This window comes from Streptomyces zagrosensis (assembly GCF_014203645.1).
GTDB lineage: Bacteria > Actinomycetota > Actinomycetes > Streptomycetales > Streptomycetaceae > Streptomyces > Streptomyces zagrosensis.
In genome coordinates, this window is the sequence record NZ_JACHJL010000003.1 from 1 (window position 1) to 18921 (window position 18921).

Consider the following 18921-nt stretch of genomic DNA (forward strand, 5'->3'; position numbering starts at 1 on the left):
TCAAGCGCGAGGGCCACAAGTGGTTCGTCGTACTCACCGCCGAACAGGACCGGCCCCAACCGCTGCCCGCGACCGGCTCCGTGGCCGGGATCGATGTGGGCATCGCTCACTTCCTCGCCGACTCGAACGGCGCCTTCGTACCCAACCCGTGCCACGGCCGTCGTGGGGCCGCGAAACTTCAGGTGGCGCAGCAGGTCTTGGCCCGTTTCCCGCGCCGCAAGGCCAAAGACCGTACCGCCAACCACCGGCGCGCGGTGGACAAGGTCGCCCAGCTCCACGGCAAAGTCCGGCGTCAGCGGCTGGACCACGCGCACAAGACCGCGCTGAGTTTGGTCCGCGCACACGACTTCATCGCGCACGAAGACCTCAAGATCCGCAACATGAACAAGGCCCCCGCACCCCGGCCCGACCCCGGCCAGGCAGGCGCGTTCTTGGCCAACGGGGCCGCCGCGAAGGCCGGGCTCAACACGTCGATCCACGATGCCGGATGGGGGGTTTTCCTGACGATCTTGCACGCCAAGGCTGAAAGCGCCGGACGGGAAGTGATCGCAGTGGACCCCCGCAATACCTCCCGCACTTGCCCCGAATGCGGGCACACCGCGAAGGAGAACCGGCCCACACAGGAAAAATTCCACTGCCTCTCGTGCGGCCACACCGCGCACGCCGACACGGTAGGAGCTACCAACGTTCTACGGGCCGGGCTGGTCCGTCGCAACGCCAACCCGGCGTAACGAGAAGCCCCCGGCTTCAACCGGAGGAGGAGTCACGGCCAGTACGGTAGCGCTCGCCGTGTCGGCGCGGCGCGCCCACCAGGGGAGCCGGCGCCGCACCGGACGAGCGGGAACCGCTGGTTGCGTACGCGCTCGACCTGGTCGTCGGCCAGTCCACGACGTGAGCGAGGTGGCAGGCCGCGCGGTCGGGGCGACAGGCCGCGCCACGGGGGATGGCAGGCCCCTTAAGAGCGCGTAGGGCGCGGGATGGTTGCCGCGTCGCGTTGTTACCGTGGCCTATGGCCAGCGAATCTTCTGGGGCGGCGCGTCATCGCCGCGAGCAGCTCCGTGAGTTTTTGCGTACGCGGCGGGCGCGGCTCACGCCCGATGACGTCGGCATGGTGGCTGTGGGCAGGCGCCGGACGCCGGGGTTGCGGCGTGAGGAGGTCGCCGCGCTGGCCGGGGTGGGTATCTCTTGGTACACGTGGCTTGAGCAGGGTCGTGACATCAACGTCTCGACCGAGGTGCTCGATGCGATCAGCGGCGCGCTACGCCTGACCGAGCCGGAGCAGGCACACCTGTATCTGCTGGCAGGCCTCAATCCGCCGCTGGGCGGCGGGGCACGCGGCGCTGCGGTGGCCCCGGAGTTGCGGCATGTCCTCGATGCGTGGATGCCGCGGCCCGCAGTGCTTCAGGACCGGTACTGGAATCTGATGGTGGTCAATGACGCGGCGCGTACGGTGTTCGGTTATGGAGCCGGTGACCACAACTGCCTGGTCACGTTCTTCACCAATGCCCGATACCGCGGCATGCAGACCCACTGGGCGTCGGTCGCGCCCGTCGTCGTAGCGGCCTACCGAGCCGACGCGGCACACTTCCCCAGCGACCCCGAGTTCGACCGGGTGGTAGCCGAACTGAGCGCGGTGTGCCCTGAGTTCGTCGAGCTGTGGGCGCGCCACGATGTGAGCGCCCACATCCCCGCGGTGAAGGCCGTGCACCACCCCGAGGCCGGTGATCTTGTCTTCGACAAGACGACCCTGACCGTGGCCGACCGCAAGGACCTGCATCTGGTGCTGTACAACCCGCGGCCAGGCACCGGAACCGAGGATCGGCTCGAACGGCTGATGCGCGTCAGGCTCGCCGCCACGGCCTGAGCAGCCGCCGAACGTGGTGGTGCCACACCCTGGATAGGTGCGCCCTGTCCGTTTCACGCGCCGGTTGGCACGCTCAGTCGCATGACACACAGCACCCCCCGTATTTCCCGATTCGACGACAAGACCGCGCTGGTCACCGGCGGTACGAGCGGCATGGGACTGGCCGCCGCGCGGAGGTTGCTCACCGAGGGCGCGCAGGTGGTCATCACCGGCCGCGACACGGCCCGGCTGGACGCCGCGGTGACAGACCTGGCCGGTGGGGACCGCGTTCTCGCCGTACGCGCCGACGCGGCGAGCCTCACTGACCTCGATGCGCTGATGGACGCGGTCCGGGGCCGGTACGGGCGGCTCGACGTGGTGTTCGCCAACGCGGGCGTCGCGTCGTTCCAGCCGAACGCCGAGACCACCGAGGCCGAGTTCGACCGGGTGGTGGACATCAACTTCAAGGGGGTGTTCTTCACCCTGCAAAAGGCCACCCCGCTGCTGGCCGATCATGCGGCGGTCGTGATCAACGCGTCGTGGACGCTGCACCGCGGCCTGCCCGGCGCTTCTGTCTACTCGGCGACCAAGGCCGCGGTGCACAACCTGGCGCACACGCTCGCGGCGGAACTGGGGCCCAGGGGTATTCGTGTGAACTCCGTGAGCCCCGGCTACATCGAAACCCCGATGTTCCACGACGCCGTACCCGCCGCGGAGCAGCCGGCCATCGTCGCCGATGTGGCCGCCGGCCGTGTGGGTACCGCGGATGAGGTCGCCGCTGCGGTCGCGTTCCTCGCGTCCGGCGAAGCGTCGTACGTCAACGGGCAGGACCTGATCATCGATGGCGGCCTGGTTGCCGCCATCCCTGGTGCTACGGGCTAGCTGACGCCGGCTGGGGGCGGCGCAGGGCCGTGCCGAGGGAGGTCGGTTACGGCGAGGTGAGCGGCTCGGCCTCGTACGCCTGGTGCAGCAGTTCCAGGAAGGCCGGCGCTTCGGGCAGGGAAGCGTCGCCGAGCTGACGTACGGCCACACCAGGCGTCCAGGAGTTCATGACGACGGCGCCGGCCAGGGACGGCAGCTCGGCGGGCGTGATCTCCTGGGCGCGTTGCGGAACGCCGAGGCGATCCAACTGCCGGCGCACGATGCCCATCGTGGTGCCGCCCAGCATCTCGGCGAGCGGCCACACCACCGCGGTGCCGTCCCAAAAGGCCAGGTTCCAGATCGTCGCTTCGCTGAAGCGGCCCTGGCGGTCGAGGAAGGCGGCGTCGTCAAAGCCTGTCCCCTGGGCCTGACGTATGTAGTACGTCTTGGCCACCTCGCCGACGTGTTTCACGGTCGGAAGGATGCGTTCGTACTCGACCGTCGCCAGCGCCAGCGGGCCCTGTGGCCCGTATGCGGCAGGTCCCGTACGCACCAACACCTCGGGCCGCACGCCCGCTTCGGGCGCTGTGAACTCGCCTGCCGCGTGGTACATCGTGGCCGTCAGCGAGAGGTCGGGGGGACCGGCCTCCAACGCCGCTCGCAGGTGGGACAGGAGGCGGTCATCGGGCAGCGCCTGACCGAACAGTTCGTGTGAGGCGTACCGCAGTCGCTCCAGATGGAGATCGAGACCGCGGATCTGGCCGCCGCGTACCTGCATGGCCGTGAAGTGGGCGTAGCCCGCGAAGGCGAGCGGCGTTAGCTCCTCGGTGGTCGCGGGCTGACCGTTGCGGTGGACGACGAACGAGGTCATGTATCTCACTCCAGCAGTACGACATCGGGTGGGGGAGCAAAGGGCCGGCCCCGGCCATGGTGGCCAGTTGGCAGCCCCGCGTGGGGTTCGCTCTTGGAGGGACGTTAATCCCTGACATCGATGAGAGGGTCAAGTCCGGGCGGGGTACGGAGGCCGATGACCAGCGCACCGCCCGTGGGGCGCCGCCGTCGCGGCAGTACCGCCGAGCCAGCACCGTTGCGGCAGGGCGGGGCTACCGTCGTGTCATGGATGCGATAGTGCCGTTCCTGTTGATCGTCGGATTCTTCGCCGCCAGCCTGGGCTGCTGTGTGTGGTTGGCGGTGCATGTGCGGCGCCGCGGTACCGCTGGCGGGGCCATCAGCGCGGCCATGGCCTCGTACGACGAGGCGTTCAAGGTGACGTCGCACGAGTCGTACTACGAGATCCAGGCGCTCACCCAGCGCAAGGCGCCCCTTTTGTCGCCCGACGAGGAGTGGCGGACGGAGCGGGGCGCGGCCGGTCGGCTGGGCTCGCGGGACCGCCCGCTCGCGGTGCGGCCTCGCCGCCTGCGCCGCGGGCTTGGACGCCGCATCGCGCGCCTGGGCCGGCGCGGCCGTTGAGGGAGCGCGAGGGCGACAGCAGCCCCAGCGGCCGGGTATCGCGGCAGCAGCCCAGCAGCCCAGCAGCCCAGCAGCCCGTAGCAGTTCCTGGCAGTTCCTGTGGCCCTCAGCGATCGAGCAGGGCCAGGTCGAGACCGCGCAGGCGGGCGGGGTCGGCGATCACGTCATACGCGGTGACCTGGTCGTCCTGCACCGTGACGGCCACGGCGAGGAGCAACCTGCCGTGCGGGGCCACGACGATGCCCACGGCCCCGTTGATGAGAGCCGGCGCCCCGAACTTCGACTTTCGGCCGAAGGCCAGCGTGTGCTTCGCCACCGCCTGCGCGCCGCGGACCTCCGTCTGCGCGCCCGGTGGCAGGACGGCGGGGTCGGCCCTGCGTACGACGTCGGGGGCGAGCACGGCGAGGAGCCCGGCCATGTCGCCACTGCGTGCGGCGGCGAGGAACGCGTCGAGGACATGCCGGTGCCGGGCGAGCTCGGCAGCGGACACGACGGGGGTGCCCCGCACCTTGTGGCGGGCGCGGCTGGCGAGCTTCTTGGTGGCCGTTGGCGAGCGTTCCACGATGGGTGCCACCTGCTGAAACGGCACGGCGAACAGGTCATGGAGCACGAAGGCGATCCGTTCCGCCGGGGTCAGCGTGTCCAGGACCACGAGCAGCGCACGGCCCACCGAGTCGATCAGTAGCGCCTCGTGTTCGGGGTCGTCGCTGGGCCGGTTGTGAGCGCCGCCCTGGTCGTTGTCGGGGTGGTGGAGGTCGTCGGGGAGTTGCTGCCCGACCAGGTCTTCGCGCCGCGCCGCTCGGGCGCGCAGCATGTCGAGGCAGATGCGGGACACGACCGTCGTCAGCCAGCCGGCCAGGTTGGCGACCTCGCTGGTGTCCGTGCGGCTGAGCCGCAGCCAGGCTTCCTGAACGGCGTCGTCCGCGTCGCTGGACGAGCCGAGCATCCGATAGGCGATGGCACGCAGGTGACTGCGGTGTGGTTCGAATCGTTCCGCCAGCCGGCCCTGCTCGTCCATCGGTCACCTTTCGCTGTGCGGCCCCGTCACCTGGATGACGTACGCACTCAGGCCGAGGTGACACGAGCCTGCCGCAGGCTATGCGCCGGGCCGCCGACGAGGAGAGATTTGCCATGAGCACAGCCCTTTTGAGCGCACTCGATCAGCCATTGCTGCGGCGAGCGGACCTCGGGGGCCTGTCCCTGCCCAACCGGGTCGTGCTGGCCCCGATGACGCGGGCCAGGGCGGCCAATGCCGCTCTGGTGCCGACCGAGCTGCATGCCGCGTACTACGGCCAGCGGGCCGGTGCGGGGCTGATCATCACCGAGGGGACCTGGGTCAGCGAGCAGGCGATTGGCTTCGTCAACGTTCCCGGCATCTACAGCGAGGAGCAACTGCTCGCGTGGCGGCGGGTCACCGATCTGGTGCACGCCCTGGGCGGTCGCATCGTGCTCCAGCTCTGGCACACCGGTGCCGCCTCGCACCCCGACCACCACGGGGGTGCGCTGCCCGCGGGCCCCTCGGCGATCAATCCTCGGGTGCGAACATTCACCCCCGGCGGATTTCGGGAAACCGTCACTCCTCGCGCGATGACGCGGGCCGACATCGTCGCCACGGTTGCCGACTTCCGCGCCGCTGCCGAGCATGCCCACCGTGCGGGCTTCGACGGGGTCGAGGTCGGCGCCCTCGGCTCGTCCCTGATCGCGCAGTTCCTCAACCCGCGGATCAACGAGCGCTCGGATGAGTACGGCATCGATCGCACCGGCCGGCGGCGCCTGCTGTTGGAGATCATCGACGCGGTGGCCGAGCCGTGGGGCGGGCAGCGCGTCGGCGTTCGACTCTCGCCGTACTGGACCGAGGGCGACTACTTCACCGCGGCCGAGGCCGTCCTCGCCGACTACGACGAGCACGTGTCGGCGCTGGGTGACCACCCGGTGGCGTATCTGCATCTGCGCGGACGCGACGTCGCTATGCCGGACGACGCCCCCGATCTGGACGCGATCGCGCGCTACCGCCGACAGTTCGACGGCCCCCTGATCGCGAACAACGGCTTCGATCAGGCGACGGGGAACGCCATCATCGAGGCCGGCGTCGCCGACGCCGTGTCGTACGCCAGGCACTTCGTCGCCAACCCCGATCTCGTGACCCGGTTCGCGCTAGGGCGGGAGTTGACGGTCGGCGACCCGGACACCTACTACGGCGGCGGTGTCGGCGGCTATGTGGACTACCCGATGGGCGCTTGGGAAGACGCGGCCCGGTAGCGCGCCACGGCCGCGGGCGGCAGTTGCTGCGGGGGTGGGGTCAGGGGCGCGGCGGGGCCGGGTGAGGCCGTAGTGTGCGGGCCAGTTGGGCCGGGGTGGGTGGTGGTCGGGGCCGTCGCGGGTCGCTTTGGTTGTCGGTGCCACTGCGTACTCTTCGTTCATGCCTGAGCTTCAGCGTCTGCGCCCCGATCACGCCCCCGCCCTGCTTGCGTTCGAGCGCACCAATCGGGCCTACTTCGCCGCATCGATACCTGACCGAGGCGACGCGTACTTCGCCGAGTTCGAGGCCCGGCACCAGAGCCTGCTCGCGGAGCAAGCGACCGGGCTGATCCTTTTCCATGTGCTGGTGGAAAGCGATGGCGAGGTGGTGGGGAGGGTGAACTTGGTGGACGTGGCGGACGGTTCGGCCGAACTCGGCTACCGGATCGGCGAACGAGCCGCAGGCCGGGGCCTGGCCACCGCGGGCGTCCGACAGGTGTGCACCCTCGGCGCCACGGAGTACGGCCTGACCACGCTGCGGGCCGAGACGACGCTCGACAACGCGGGATCGCGCACCGTGCTCACCCGTACGGGATTTGTGCCAGTCGGCGAGATGACGTTGGACGGGCGCCCGGGCCTGCGCTTCGTACGGTATCTACGCGAGGAAGCCGCCGCGAACCCCGCGCCGTAACAGTGCGGAGGACAATGCGGCACAGCGCGCGGACCCGTGGTGAGGCGCGCTAAGGACACGGAGAGGGAGGGGCATCGCATGGAGAGTCCGCATCAGGGGCGTGGGCAGGAACCGGAGCATGAGCGGGCGCAGGGGGCCGAGCCACAGGAGGTGCAGCGGAGATTCGCTGCACTGACGACGGCCCATCTGGCCGACGCCTGCGTTCGCGCCCGCTTCCCGGTGCGCTGCGCACCGGCGGCCATGCAGGCTGTGGAGCCGGGGAGTCGGCTCGTGGGTCGGGTGCTGCCCGCCCGGCACGTCGGCAGCGTGGACGTCTTCTTGGAGGCGTTCGAAGCGGCGCGACCGGGCGATGTGCTGGTGGTGGACAACCGCGGGCGGATAGACGAGGCGTGCGTCGGTGACCTGGCGGTGCTTGAGGCACAGGCCGCCGGTGTCTCCGGGGTCGTGATCTGGGGGCTGCACCGCGACACGGCCGACATTCGGGCCATCGGACTGCCGGTCTTCAGCCTGGGCGCCATCTCCACCGGCCCGCTGAGCGTGGGGGACCGTCCGCAGGGTGCGCTGGAGTCGGCCACCGTGGGCGAATGGACGGTGGGGCCCGACGACCTGGTGCTCGGCGACGACGACGGGGTGCTGTTCGTGCCGGCCGAGCGTGCCGATGACCTCTTGACGCTCGCGGAGACGATCCGCGACACGGAGCGACGCCAGGCCGAACAGATCCGCGCCGGCGTTTCGCTGCGCGCCCAGGTGCAGTTCGACACCTACCTCGCGCAGCGCCGCCAGACGCCATCGCTGACCTTCCGCGAACACCTGCGAGCCGTCGGCGGCGCGATCGAGGAGTGAGCGCCTTCGCCTAGTGCGCGGGACCGTACAGCGGGCGAGTTCGCTGAGCGCGTGGGTCCGCGGGATGAACATGCGCAAGGGGTCAGCGTGTTCACCGAGCGGGGCGGCGCGTTCGAACGGTGAAGCGGCGCGTTGGGGGGTCGGGTGCCGGTTGCGTCACCGGGACGCTGCCGGGCCGGACCGTGTAGTTGGTGTTGGTGTTGGTGTTGGTGCTGGCGGGGGCGGGGGCGGGGGCGGGGGCTTGGGCGCGAGGGGGGCGTTGCCTGCTGCCGCCTGCCGCAGGGCCTGTCGGCAGGCACGAACGGCCGGGTGATGGCTGCTTCCACGGCGAACGGCCGTGAAGAGGCGGCGCGCTCGCTGGCCGCGAGGCAGCTCCCGTACCGGCACGGTCGGCTCCTGGTCGCTCCACACCAGATCGGGCAAGAGCGCGGCGGCGTGGCCCTGCTCCACGAGTCGCCGATGCAGCAGCAGGTCAGTGGACTCGTACCGTACGTCGGGCTCGAAGCCCGCAGTGCGACACAGGGTCAGGGCCCAGTGCCGGGCGGCCGTGCCACCCGGCTCCATCACCCAGGGGTGCCCTGCCAGCGAACGTAGCGCCGCCTGCGGGCCATCAGCGATATCCACGGGCCGCTGCGGCAGGGCGAGGCGCAGCGGATCGTCACACAGGTCCTCCTGCTCCACACCGTCGGGCCGGGGGTTGGGATTGCCTGGATATTCCTCGGCCACCACGATGTCGAAGTCGCGGGCGAGCAGCGCCGGCAGGGCCTTCTCCGGTTCCCGTTGGGTGATGTGCAGGCGCAGTCGCGGATGCGTGGCGCGCAGCAGCGTCAGCGCCGTTGGCACCAGGGCGAGGGCCGCGGTCTGGAAGGCCGCCACGCGGAGCGTGCCGGTGAGGTCGGTGAGCGAGGTGGCGATGTCTGCCTCGGCGCGCTCCAGGCGTTCGAGTACCGCCTCGGTGTGGGCCACGAGGATCTCGGCCTGTTCCGTGAGCCGCACGCGCCGCCCGACCGGTTCCAAAAGCGGCACGCCGACCTCCGCCTCCAACTGCGCGAGTTGTTGCGAGACGGATGAGGGGCTGTACGAGAGGGCCGCGGCGACGGCCGCGAGGGTACCTCGGTGCTTGAGCTCGCGCAGGAGCCGCAATCGGTGAAGATCAAACATCGGCCTGTCCTTCGGCGGTGTGGACGAGGCCCGCCGTTTGGTTGGTTTTCCTGATGGATATAGGTCGAAAACACTCGCTGGACCGAGGACAGGGCGCGGTCGCAGGCTGGTGGCATGTCTGAGACCTCCTCTTCCGAACCGGCCTTTGCCGATACATCGTCTTCGGGGACGCCCTCGGCTGATACGCCGCACGGCGCCTCGGCAGTTTCCCGTACGTCCGCATCCTGGCCACGCACATCGGGCGCCGGTACGGCCTCTTTCGGTGTGGCTGGTGCGGATATGGCTGGTTCGGATGTGGCGGGTTCCGGTACAGCGGGCTCCGGTACGGCGGGTTCGGGTGCGACGCCGTCGCGTTCGGCCGCCGCCCGCGCCCGGCCGCCCGGTGCTCCGCTTTGGTACGCGCGGCCCGCCGGCAGAGGGTGGAGCTGCGCACCCGCGCCCGCCGATGCGCGGGAGTTCCACGCCGCGCTGTCCGATTACGCACCCACCCGACTCGTCGAACTCCCGAGCCTGGCCGCGGAGTTGGGTGTCAGGCGGGTCTTCGTCAAGGATGAATCGTCCCGATTCGGGCTCCCCGCGTTCAAGGCGCTCGGCGCGTCCTGGGCGCTGCACCGGGTGCTCGCCGAGCGGGCCGCGGCGTCCGCGGCGGACGGCCAGGGGACGGGCCGGCGAGTGGCGGCCCAGTCCGGGACCGGAATTGGGGGCGGAAGCGAGACAAGAGCCGGGGTTGGAATCGGGGCCGCGGCCGGTGAGCCGGTCACGTTCGTCACCGCGACCGATGGCAACCACGGCCGGGCCGTGGCCCGCATCGCCCGCCTGCTGGGCCAGCGTGCCCATGTCTTCGTATCGCAGGGCGTGCACCCGGAGGCTGTGGTGGCCATCGCCGCCGAGGGAGCCCGCGTAACCCGGGTGGCTGGACCGTATGACCAGGCAGTACGAGAGGCGTCCGAGACCGCCGGGGCCGCCGCAGTACCCGAGACAGCACCCGCGGCAGTGGCAGCCGGTCCGGCCGGCGGGGACGGCGGGGCGAACGCAACCGGCGGGGCGAACGCAGCCGGCGGTGTGGGCCCAGATTGCGGCATGGCCGGAGCGGTAGGTGTGGGCGGTGGCGCGTCGCGCTCGGTCCTCGTACAGGACAGTGGGCGGCCCGGCTATGAGCGGATTCCTGGCTGGATCGTCGAGGGGTACTCCACGCTCTTCACCGAGATCGATGCCCAACTGTCCGCGGCCGGAGCCGATGGCCCGGACCTCGTCGCGGTGCCGGTCGGCGTCGGCTCGCTCGCGCAGGCCGCCGTCACGCACTACCGCGCTCGCCCGGTGGATGGTGCCGCGTCCCGCAACCCCCCGGCCGGTGCCGCTGCCTGCGCACTCCTTGCCGTCGAACCCGAGGCCGCGGCCTGCGTGTTGGAGAGCCTCCTCCAGGGCGAGCGGGCCAGCATCGAGACCGGACATACGGCCATGGCGGGCCTGAATTGCGGTACGCCCTCAAGCCTTGCCTGGCCCCTGCTGCGGGACGGGCTTGACGCTGCCGTCGCCATCACGGAAGCGGAGAGCGCCCGTGCGGCGCGTGACCTCGCCGCGCTCGGGGTGTCCTCCGGCCCGTGCGGCGCTGCCTCGCTCGCCGGCGTACGCGCCGCTCTCACCGGCGAGGGGGCCGCTGACCGCCGCACGGCGCTGGCCATCGGCCCCCTGGCAACCCTCGTCCTGCTGAACACCGAGGGCGCCGCCGCCAATCCGCACGGGCCGCAGCTCGGTACGTAAAGCGAGCGCGCTCGGGCCCTACCGCTCCAGCATCAGCAGCAGCTGGCCCGGCTCCAGGTGGTGGGTTGAGTCGGGCTGCGCTATGCGGTGGAAGCCGCAGCGCTCCAGTAGACGGACCGATGCGACGTTGCTCTCGAACGGGTCGGCGTACAGCGGCCGGGTGGGGACGAGATCGAGGAATTGGGTGAGGGCGCGGGTGCCGATGCCGCGGCCCCAGAACGAGCGGCCGAACCAGTAGCCGACAAGGCGATGGCCGCCGTCCTCCCACGACACGATGTTGCCCGCGTTCTCACCGTCCACGATGACCGTCTGGATGATCCCCGTGGGATCACCCAGCACTCTGTTCTCCCAGTGCGTCATGAACCGCTCGCGCTCCCGGGGCTTGAAAACGGCACGGCGGGCGGCCTCTTGGTCTTGCTCGTAAGCGAAGAAGACCTCAAGGTCGTCCCGCTCCACCGGACGGAGGCGTACCTCCTTGGCCCGAGTGACCACTCCGTCGCCTGGGGCCCCGGCTGGGGAGGTGTCTTCGCTGGTCATTTGGGGTCTCCTCGCGTCGATCGCCGCGGGGGCCATCCCCAGCGACTACCTGCCACCGAGTCTTGCACCACCCTCTGACATCGCCCCGGAACAGCAGCCTGCGGCAGCGCCCCAGCGCCCCAGCGCCCCCGGCGGGCCGAACGCCGCGCGTAGCCGCGACTCCTCCCCAGGCCCGACTCGTACCCCCCAGCCCTCGCCCCCCACCTCCCCCGGCCCCGGCCCGGCCCGGCCCCGGCCCGGCCCCGGCCCAGCCCCAGCCCCCGACCCAGCCCCCGCCACGACCCCCACTCCGGCCTCTACCTCCGCACCGCCGGGCGGATGTTGTGGTTGAGGCGGAACAGGTTCTGCGGGTCGTAGACCGCCTTGAGCGCGCGCAGCCGCTCGTAGTCGTCGGGCCGGTAGGCGCTGCGTACCAACTCCTCGGCCGCATCGGGACCCGCCTCGCCCGCGTGTTGCCCGCTGGGGCCCATGAACGCCAACGGGCGGCCTACGGTCGCCGGGGCCGCGACCGCGAGCAGGCTGCGGTGGATGGGGCGTACGACATCCGCGGTCAACGGGCCGCGCAGGGGCGACAGGACGCCCAGCAGGTACGCGGCATCGCGCAGGCCCACGGAGTTCGCCGCACCGGTGCGGCGGGTGAGCGCACCACCCAGGTGCCGTACCTCCACGATGCACGGCACGTCGCCCGACCCCGTCACCTCCACGATTGCGTCCAGTGTCTCCTGCGTCAGCTCACCGAGCAGCACGGTGTCCCCGTCGTACGGCATGGGGTTGGTCGGCTCCGCGAAGATGGAGGCGCACGCGGTGTACGGCATGTCCGCGAGGCTGTCCATCAGCCGTGGCCCGACCGCGCGCAGCGGCTCCACCAGGCGCTCACCCTCCTCGACCGAGCCCGTGTACGCGACCCGTACGTGCACCACAAGCCGGCCGCGCAACGGCGCCGGCACGGCCTCGATGTCGGGGGCGGGGAACAACGCGATGGACGACGTCAGCTCCTCGGGGAGGTCGGCCGTCCATGCGCGATAGGCGCGCAGAATGTCGGCGCCCTGGGTGGCCCCGTCGAAGTACAGGCCGCCGCCGTACAGCCTGGTCACCGGGATCAAGTCGATCTCCACGCGGGTGACCACACCGAAATTGTCCCGGCCGCCGAGCAGCGCCCAGAACAGGTCGGGCTCACTGTCGGCGGTGACCCGGCGCACCACCGCGTCCGGCGTGACCACCTCGATGGTGCGTACCCGGTCGGCGGCGTAGCCGTACTGCCTGGCGAGCAGGCTGATGCCGCCACCGAGGAGGTAGCCGACCACGCCGACATGGGGGGCTGAGCCGTTCAGTGGTGCGAGGCCGTGCTGCGCCGCCTGGGGAACGACCTCCTCCCACCGCACACCCGCCGCGACCCAGGCCGTTGCCGCCTCGGGGTCGATGCTGACGCCGCGCAGCCTGCGGGTGTTGATCAGGATTCCGCCCGCGCTGGCGATCGCCTGCCCGTGCCCGGTGGCCTGCACCGCCACCGGCAGCCCGCGGGCCGCGGCGAACGCCACCACGGCACACACATCGGCCGCGTCTGCCACCCCGGCGATCAGGGCGGGGCGATGCTGTACGGCGCTGTTGAAGGTGCCGCGCTCCGCGTCGTACCGCTGGTCAGCGGGCCGCAACACGGAGCCCTTGAGCACGGTGGCCAGGGCGTCGATCGCTGAGTCGAGCGATCCGCCCCCGTCTACCGCGCCGGCCGCGCTGCCGGCCGCTGCCGCACTCACCGCGTCGGTCGAAGCACTCCACTTCGCGTGGCGACCGAGCCAAGCCGCCAACTCTTCGTACGCGTCGGCACCTTCCGGCGCCGGGCGAACGGGCCCGAAGGGCGTAGGCGCGCCCCTGCGCTCAGGCGGCAGCATGCGGTGGGCGGCCTCCAGCGTGCAGCCGGCAAGTTCCTGATCGAGCTCGCGGCGGTCACCGATGGCCCGCGCCAGGTCCCACGCGTGAGCGACGGCGTCCAGCACCCCGGCCAGCAATACATCCCGTCCCGGCAACTCTCCCCACGGCACCCGCATGAGCGCATCCAGCGTCGTGTCATCGGCCCAGGCCGCGGTCAGTTGGGCGCGGGCCTGCGCGTACGCCGTGACCCAGCCGTCATCCGGCACGTCATCGATGGCGGTCTCCCATCGGCTGCCACCCGTCCGCTCGCCCATGGCGTCGGGCCCAGCCTCGGCCCGGGCGCCCGTGGCGGCAGCCGCGGCAGCCGCAGCCCCCATCTCCGCGAACGTCCGTGTTCCCGCCACGACATGGCGTACCAGTTCGCGTACGTCGAACTCGGAGCACGGCGTCGGGCCGGTCCACTGTTCCGGGCGTACGGCGTCGATCAGGGCGGCCAACTGGTCGGCGGCGCGCTCGTAGAAGGGGCGCGGGTCCGGCAGCACGTTCAGTTCGGTCACGGGGGCACTCCGTCCGGTCATACCAACAGTCATCTCTCGGTCGGCGAAGCGCTGGGGCGCGGCACAGGCCCGAACCCCGCGCACGGGGCTAGGGACGCGGATGCGCACCACGGCCGATGGCCGCCACGCGCTGTCGCTGATCTCATGACGGAGCCTCTCGTAAAAACTTGACACCTACCGTCAAGTTTTCCTGCGCCGGCCTGGGAAACTTCCCGCATGAAGTCGGACCGTCTGCTCTCGATCCTGCTGCTGCTCCAGACCCGCACCCGGGTCCCGGCGGCCGAGCTGGCCGACCGGCTTGAGGTATCGGTACGCACCATCTACCGCGACGTCGAGTCCCTGTCGGCCGCCGGCGTGCCCGTCTACGCGGAGCGCGGCAGACACGGCGGCATCGCCCTGCTCCCCGGTTACCGCACGGACGTCACCGGGCTCACCTCGCACGAGGCGCGGGCGCTGTTCGTCCTGACCGCGCCCGGCGCGCACAGCGCACTGGGTCTTGATGGCGCGCTCGGGTCCGCGCTGCGCAAGGTCATGGCCGCGCTCCCCGCACCGCACCGCCCCACCGCCGAGCTGACCAGCAGACGCATTCTCATCGACCCCGACCGCTGGATGACGGGGCCGCGCCCGGCCGTTGACCTCGACGTGCTGGAGACGGCCGTCTTCACCGACCGCAGACTGCGCATCCGCTATCGGCACAGTGGCGCGACGCGCCCCCGTGCGTACACCGTCGATCCGTACGGGCTCGTCGCCAAGGCGGGGACCTGGTACCTGGTGGCCGACCGGGGCGGCGAACCGCGGTTGTTCCGGGCGGACCGCATCGCGGCGGCGACCGTCACCGACGAGCCGGTGCGCCGCAGGGCGGGCACGGAACTGGCCGACGTCTGGGAGGCCCTGCGGCGCGAGGTGGAAGAGCGCCCGGTGGCGGTACGGGTGCGGGTACGGGTGCGGCGGTCCCGCCTTGACATGTTCGTACGGATCGTCGGCTCGCTGCTGTCCACCCGGGTGGAGTTGGTGCCGGAACCGGTACGCGAACCCGGAGCGGAGACGGAGCAGAACACGGAACGGGCCGCTCAGGAACGGGCCGCTCAGGAACGGTCCGTGCAGGAACCGGCTGATCAGGACAGGGAAGCGGGCGAGCAGGGGGAGGAGCGCGGCGGGAGCGAGGAGTGGGCCCTGGCAGAGATTGGTTACGCGGTGCTCGGCGCCACGCGGCAACTCCTCCAGTTCGGCGCGGACGTCGAGGTCATCGACCCACCCGAGGTCCGCGCGGAACTGGCCCACGCCGCCGCATTGATCGTGGCCCTGTACGCACCCACGGAGGAGCGGGCACCATAGGCCCGTCAGGGCGAGAGCCCCCGGAGCGCGTGGCTGGTTACGGCTTACGGTCATGGCTTACGGCTATGGCTTTACGGCTACGGCTACGGCGGGGCGGGCCCGGGTGAATGCGTGGCGGGTGTGGCGGGTGTGGCGGGCGTGACGGGTGCGGTGCCCGGTGACTTTGAGGTAAGCACCCACTTTTTTGTACGTACTTGTCGGGTGGAGTGGGGCGGGAGACGCTGAGGGGGCGCGCCGGGCAGGACCCTCACCACCGGCTCACCACACCGGAGGGCCGATGGTTTGCCGGGCGCGCGAAGGCGGGAGCTGACGCTGCATCAGCTCCGCTGCCGCCTCACGCCGACCCATCCCTTCGCACCCGAGGACCGTCCGTGTTCCGCCACCGCCGTACGGCGCGATCTCCGCGCACCACCATCTCCCGCGCCCCGACGCGCTCGCCGTAACGGCAGGCGCCCACTGGACGCTTGGCCCCGTCCGCACATCTGACCCGGACCAGGAGCCATGCCGGACCCGAATCGGATTGCCTGGCAGGGGCGCCGGCACACGCCGCTGATCAGGCCATCGAAGCAGGCACCGCCTGCTGCTCCGGCTGATGCCCTATCTGGTGCTCTGTCCGGTGATCCAGACACAACTCCGCCATCCGGCGGCTGCCCCAGGCGCCGAGCGGGCCCAGCGCGGCATTGAGCGCCGTGCCCGATTCGGTAAGCGAATACTCCACCTTGGGCGGAACCTCGTCGTACACCCGGCGGTGCACAACGCCGTCCGCCTCAAGCTCCCTGAGCTGTTGGGCGAGCACCTTTTCGCTGATGCCGGGCAGTAGCCGCTTGGTCTCGCCGAAGCGGCGCGGCTGGTCGTGCAGGGCCCACAGGATCAGGACCTTCCACTTGCCGTCGATGACGTCCACTGCGGCGTCGAGACCGCATACGTACGGTCGATTCTTCTTCGTCAGCAGTTGATCGCTCATACCCACCTCACCGTTGCCGTCATCTCCGCAACGCGCCGTGGGCCCGCGCTGTTCCAACCACCCCACCGGCAACCCCCTCAACCCGGCATCGCTTCCCTCTCTTCGCCCCTCTTCACTCCTCTTCTCCCCCTGTTCCCTGCTAGTCGCCATCTTCAGCGCTGCACCCCACTTCACTCCCAAGGAGCCTTCCCATGCCTTCGACCACTCCCTCGAACACCGCGGTGCCCGTGACCGTACTCGGACTCGGACCGATGGGGCGGGCGCTGGCCGCCGCCTTTGTACAGGGCGGCCACCCGACGACGGTGTGGAACCGCACCGCAGGCAAGGCCGATGAACTGGTCGCCCAAGGCGCCACGGCCGCGGCCTCGGCGGCGGAAGCGGTCGCCGCGAGCGAGCTGGTGATCATCTGCGTGATCGACTACGACGCCGTGGACAGCATCTTGGAGTCGGCGAGCGCCGCCATCAAGGGCCGCACGCTGGTGAACGTCACCGCCGACTCGCCCGAGCGAGCCCGTACCACCGCAGCATGGGCGGCTGAGCAGGGCGCCGACTACCTCGACGGCACGATCCTCACCCCGACCGTCACCATCGGCACGCCCAACGCGGTGTTCCTGTTCAGCGGCCCGGAGGCGCTGTATGAGCGGCACCGCGATGTGCTCGCGAGCCTGCGTGGCACCGCGACCTACCTCGGTACGGACTTCGGCCGCTCGGCCGCGTACGACGTGGCGCTGCTCGACTTCTTCTGGACCTCGGTGAGCGGGTTGATGCACGCGTTCGCGCTGGCCAAGAAGGAGAACATCGCGGCGCGCGAGCTGGCGCCGTTCGCCCTGGGCATCTTCAACATCCTGCCGCCGATCATGGAGTTGCTCGCGGGCAACGTGGACGACGGCATATACCCGGGCGAGGATTCCAACGTCGCATCGGTGGCGGCGGGCATCGACCACATCATCCACGCGGCCGAGGAGCGCAACATGGACACCGGTGTGCTGCGCGCCGCCCGGGCGGTGGCGCAGCGGGTCATCGATGAGGGCAACGGCACCGATGGCATCGAGCGGTTGGCCGAGGTGCTGAGCCGCCCGGCGAAGTAGCCGACCTCCCGTCAGGGGCCCGGCCGGTGCTCGGGAGGCCACCACGGTGCACGAACAGGGGCCCGACCGCGAAGGGTTCGACCGCCCGATGACGGGCGGCCGGGCCGGGCCCCCACCAGGCACCGAGCCCGGCCCGGGAATCCGCCCGGCCCGGGCGGGCGTTCCGCGAGAGCGGCGGGCCGCTGAGGGTGCGCGCCGCCCGACTCGTGTCGTAGCCGTGCACTAGGCCGCGTACGGCTGGTCCTCCTTGGCGTTGCGCAGCGCACGGCCCCACCACACGAGCTGGTCGAACAGGGCCTTGGCGGCGGCGTTGGGCCCCTCCGGGCTCTTAAGCTGGCCCTCTCCGTCGAAGAGGTTGCCCGCCATGGGGAAGCTGACCGTGTCGCGGATGGTGACCGCATGCAGCTCGGCGAAGACGCCCCGCAGGTGTTCCACGGCGCGCAGCCCGCCGGAGATCCCGCCGTAGGAGACGAATCCGACCGGCTTGGCGTGCCACTCCGCGTTGTGCCAGTCGATGGCGTTCTTCAGGGAGGCCGGGTAGCTGTGGTTGTACTCCGGAGTGATCACGATGAACGCGTCGGCGGCGGCGAGGCCGGGGGTCAGTTTCGCCAGCGCGGCGGCTGCCTGCGGGCCGGGTGCGGCACCGTAGGGGGGCATCTCGTTGGGCAGCGAAATTTCCGCGAGGTCGATGACGTTAACGTCCAAGTCGCCGTGCTGGCGTGCCTGTTCGGTGATCCAGTTGGCGACGACCGGCGCGAAGCGGCCACCGCGGGTACTGCCGACGATGATGGCCAGTTGGAGGGCGGTGCGAGACATGGCGGACTCCTTGAGGGGCGGGCGAGCGGTGGCGCCGTACGGGGATGCGGCTGTACGCGTGGGTCGGTACGGCGTGCATGACGTACGGCAGTGCGGCTTGCACGGCTGGGTTGACGGAGCTGAGCTGCCGCTCTCCCGAGCCGTTACGTAGAGCCTCTGACTTAAACAATGGTTGAAGTCAAGCTACGGTGGTCGGCATGACCCAACTTTCAAGGAAACGCTTTGAGCTGACGGTCGGCGAGCTGTCCGAACGCAGCGGCGTGCCCGCGTCCGCACTGCGCTTCTACGAGCGGCAGGGGCTCATCACCAGCCGCCGTACCAGCGGAAACCAGCGCCGGTTCAGCCGGGACACGCTGCGCAGGGTCGCCTTCGTGCGGGTCTCGCAGCGGGTCGGCATCCCGCTGGCGACGATCCGCAATGTGCTCGGTTTGCTCCCCGAGGAGCGCACACCGGACCGCGCGGACTGGGCGAATGTGTCCCAGTGCTGGCAGGAGGACCTGAACTCCCGCATCCGCCAGTTGGAGAAGCTGCGGGACCACCTCACCGACTGCATCGGCTGTGGCTGTCTGTCCATGGACCGCTGCGCCTTGGCCAACCCGTACGACCAGTTGGGCGCCGAGGGCAACGGCCCTCGCAGGCTCCTGGCGGAGGAGTGTGCCACGGACCCCGCCTCGACCGGCCCCGCCCCGGCCCCGATCGCCTCGGCTGCCCCAACCGCCTCGGCGCCGGCCGCGTGCGAGCCGGCCACCTGTGGAGAAGCCGCGCATGCGGCACTCGCCTGTTGCGAGCCCGCGCCCACGGCAGCCTCACCGGCGGCCACCATGCGGGAGGCGGCGGACCACGCCCGCGCGGCCTGCGAAGAGGCGGTCTGAGGAGGCCGCGGGGCG

Annotated in this window: 18 protein-coding genes; 11 read left to right on the plus strand and 7 right to left on the minus strand. The window is 70.9% G+C overall.

Going from position 1 to position 18921, the window contains the following annotated elements; genetic code table 11:
- The 3 genes from FHS42_RS06815 to FHS42_RS06825 all read left to right on the plus strand — a co-directional run.
- Positions 1-731: RNA-guided endonuclease InsQ/TnpB family protein (locus FHS42_RS06815; protein WP_184569870.1), on the plus strand; the 731-nt coding region annotated here is incomplete at its 5' end.
- Positions 732-1009: 278 nt separating this feature from the next.
- On the plus strand, positions 1010-1864 hold the full coding sequence (locus tag FHS42_RS06820; RefSeq protein WP_184569872.1) for a helix-turn-helix transcriptional regulator: 855 nt from the start codon (positions 1010-1012) through the stop codon (positions 1862-1864).
- An 81-nt stretch (positions 1865-1945) separates the two neighbouring features.
- Positions 1946-2725 (plus strand): glucose 1-dehydrogenase, encoded by a 780-nt coding sequence (locus tag FHS42_RS06825; protein ID WP_184569874.1) that lies wholly within the window; start codon positions 1946-1948, stop codon positions 2723-2725.
- Between the two features lie 46 nt (positions 2726-2771).
- On the opposite strand, the gene FHS42_RS06830 is transcribed toward FHS42_RS06825, so the two are convergent.
- Complete coding sequence (locus tag FHS42_RS06830; RefSeq protein ID WP_184569876.1) at positions 2772-3575, minus strand: aminotransferase class IV family protein; 804 nt, start codon at positions 3573-3575, stop codon at positions 2772-2774.
- Positions 3576-3820: 245 nt separating this feature from the next.
- On the opposite strand from FHS42_RS06830, the gene FHS42_RS06835 reads away from it, so the two are divergent.
- The gene (locus tag FHS42_RS06835) at positions 3821-4174 is read left to right on the plus strand and encodes a hypothetical protein (RefSeq protein ID WP_246494354.1); all 354 of its coding nucleotides are present in this window, start codon (positions 3821-3823) and stop codon (positions 4172-4174) included.
- Positions 4175-4280: 106 nt separating this feature from the next.
- Here the strand turns inward: FHS42_RS06835 and FHS42_RS06840 are convergent, their stop codons facing one another.
- On the minus strand, positions 4281-5192 hold the full coding sequence (locus tag FHS42_RS06840; RefSeq protein ID WP_184569878.1) for a sigma-70 family RNA polymerase sigma factor: 912 nt from the start codon (positions 5190-5192) through the stop codon (positions 4281-4283).
- A gap of 113 nt (positions 5193-5305) precedes the next feature.
- On the opposite strand from FHS42_RS06840, the gene FHS42_RS06845 reads away from it, so the two are divergent.
- The 3 genes from FHS42_RS06845 (at position 5306) to FHS42_RS06855 (ending at position 7946) form a co-directional block, all read left to right on the plus strand.
- Positions 5306-6433 carry an oxidoreductase gene (locus FHS42_RS06845; protein ID WP_184569880.1) on the plus strand — a complete coding sequence of 376 codons (1128 nt, stop codon included), beginning with the start codon at positions 5306-5308 and terminating at the stop codon, positions 6431-6433.
- Between the two features lie 160 nt (positions 6434-6593).
- Positions 6594-7103, plus strand: coding sequence for a GNAT family N-acetyltransferase (locus FHS42_RS06850; protein ID WP_184569882.1), 510 nt, complete (start codon positions 6594-6596; stop codon positions 7101-7103).
- Positions 7104-7181: 78 nt separating this feature from the next.
- Positions 7182-7946, plus strand: a complete 765-nt coding sequence (locus FHS42_RS06855; RefSeq protein WP_184569884.1) for an RraA family protein — start codon at positions 7182-7184, stop codon at positions 7944-7946.
- Between the two features lie 156 nt (positions 7947-8102).
- Here FHS42_RS06855 and FHS42_RS06860 read toward each other — a convergent pair whose 3' ends face one another.
- Positions 8103-9107 (minus strand): LysR substrate-binding domain-containing protein, encoded by a 1005-nt coding sequence (locus FHS42_RS06860; RefSeq protein WP_184569886.1) that lies wholly within the window; start codon positions 9105-9107, stop codon positions 8103-8105.
- 279 nt (positions 9108-9386) lie between these two features.
- Between FHS42_RS06860 and FHS42_RS06865 the strand changes: the two genes are divergently transcribed.
- Complete coding sequence (locus FHS42_RS06865; RefSeq protein ID WP_184569888.1) at positions 9387-10868, plus strand: pyridoxal-phosphate dependent enzyme; 1482 nt, start codon at positions 9387-9389, stop codon at positions 10866-10868.
- Between the two features lie 18 nt (positions 10869-10886).
- On the opposite strand, the gene FHS42_RS06870 is transcribed toward FHS42_RS06865, so the two are convergent.
- Complete coding sequence (locus tag FHS42_RS06870) at positions 10887-11405, minus strand: GNAT family N-acetyltransferase (protein WP_184569890.1); 519 nt, start codon at positions 11403-11405, stop codon at positions 10887-10889.
- Between the two features lie 296 nt (positions 11406-11701).
- Complete coding sequence (locus FHS42_RS06875) at positions 11702-13831, minus strand: TIGR03086 family metal-binding protein (protein WP_312866762.1); 2130 nt, start codon at positions 13829-13831, stop codon at positions 11702-11704.
- A 216-nt stretch (positions 13832-14047) separates the two neighbouring features.
- On the opposite strand from FHS42_RS06875, the gene FHS42_RS06880 reads away from it, so the two are divergent.
- On the plus strand, positions 14048-15166 hold the full coding sequence (locus tag FHS42_RS06880) for a helix-turn-helix transcriptional regulator (protein ID WP_184569892.1): 1119 nt from the start codon (positions 14048-14050) through the stop codon (positions 15164-15166).
- 553 nt (positions 15167-15719) lie between these two features.
- On the opposite strand, the gene FHS42_RS06885 is transcribed toward FHS42_RS06880, so the two are convergent.
- On the minus strand, positions 15720-16130 hold the full coding sequence (locus FHS42_RS06885; RefSeq protein ID WP_184569894.1) for a winged helix-turn-helix transcriptional regulator: 411 nt from the start codon (positions 16128-16130) through the stop codon (positions 15720-15722).
- 191 nt (positions 16131-16321) lie between these two features.
- Here FHS42_RS06885 and FHS42_RS06890 point away from each other — a divergent pair, with 191 nt between their 5' ends.
- Positions 16322-17218 (plus strand): NAD(P)-dependent oxidoreductase, encoded by an 897-nt coding sequence (locus FHS42_RS06890; RefSeq protein ID WP_184569895.1) that lies wholly within the window; start codon positions 16322-16324, stop codon positions 17216-17218.
- 222 nt (positions 17219-17440) lie between these two features.
- Here FHS42_RS06890 and FHS42_RS06895 read toward each other — a convergent pair whose 3' ends face one another.
- Complete coding sequence (locus FHS42_RS06895; protein WP_184569897.1) at positions 17441-18034, minus strand: NADPH-dependent FMN reductase; 594 nt, start codon at positions 18032-18034, stop codon at positions 17441-17443.
- A gap of 197 nt (positions 18035-18231) precedes the next feature.
- Here FHS42_RS06895 and soxR point away from each other — a divergent pair, with 197 nt between their 5' ends.
- On the plus strand, positions 18232-18906 hold the full coding sequence (gene soxR, locus FHS42_RS06900; protein WP_246494355.1) for a redox-sensitive transcriptional activator SoxR: 675 nt from the start codon (positions 18232-18234) through the stop codon (positions 18904-18906).
- Positions 18907-18921: the final 15 nt, after the last annotated feature.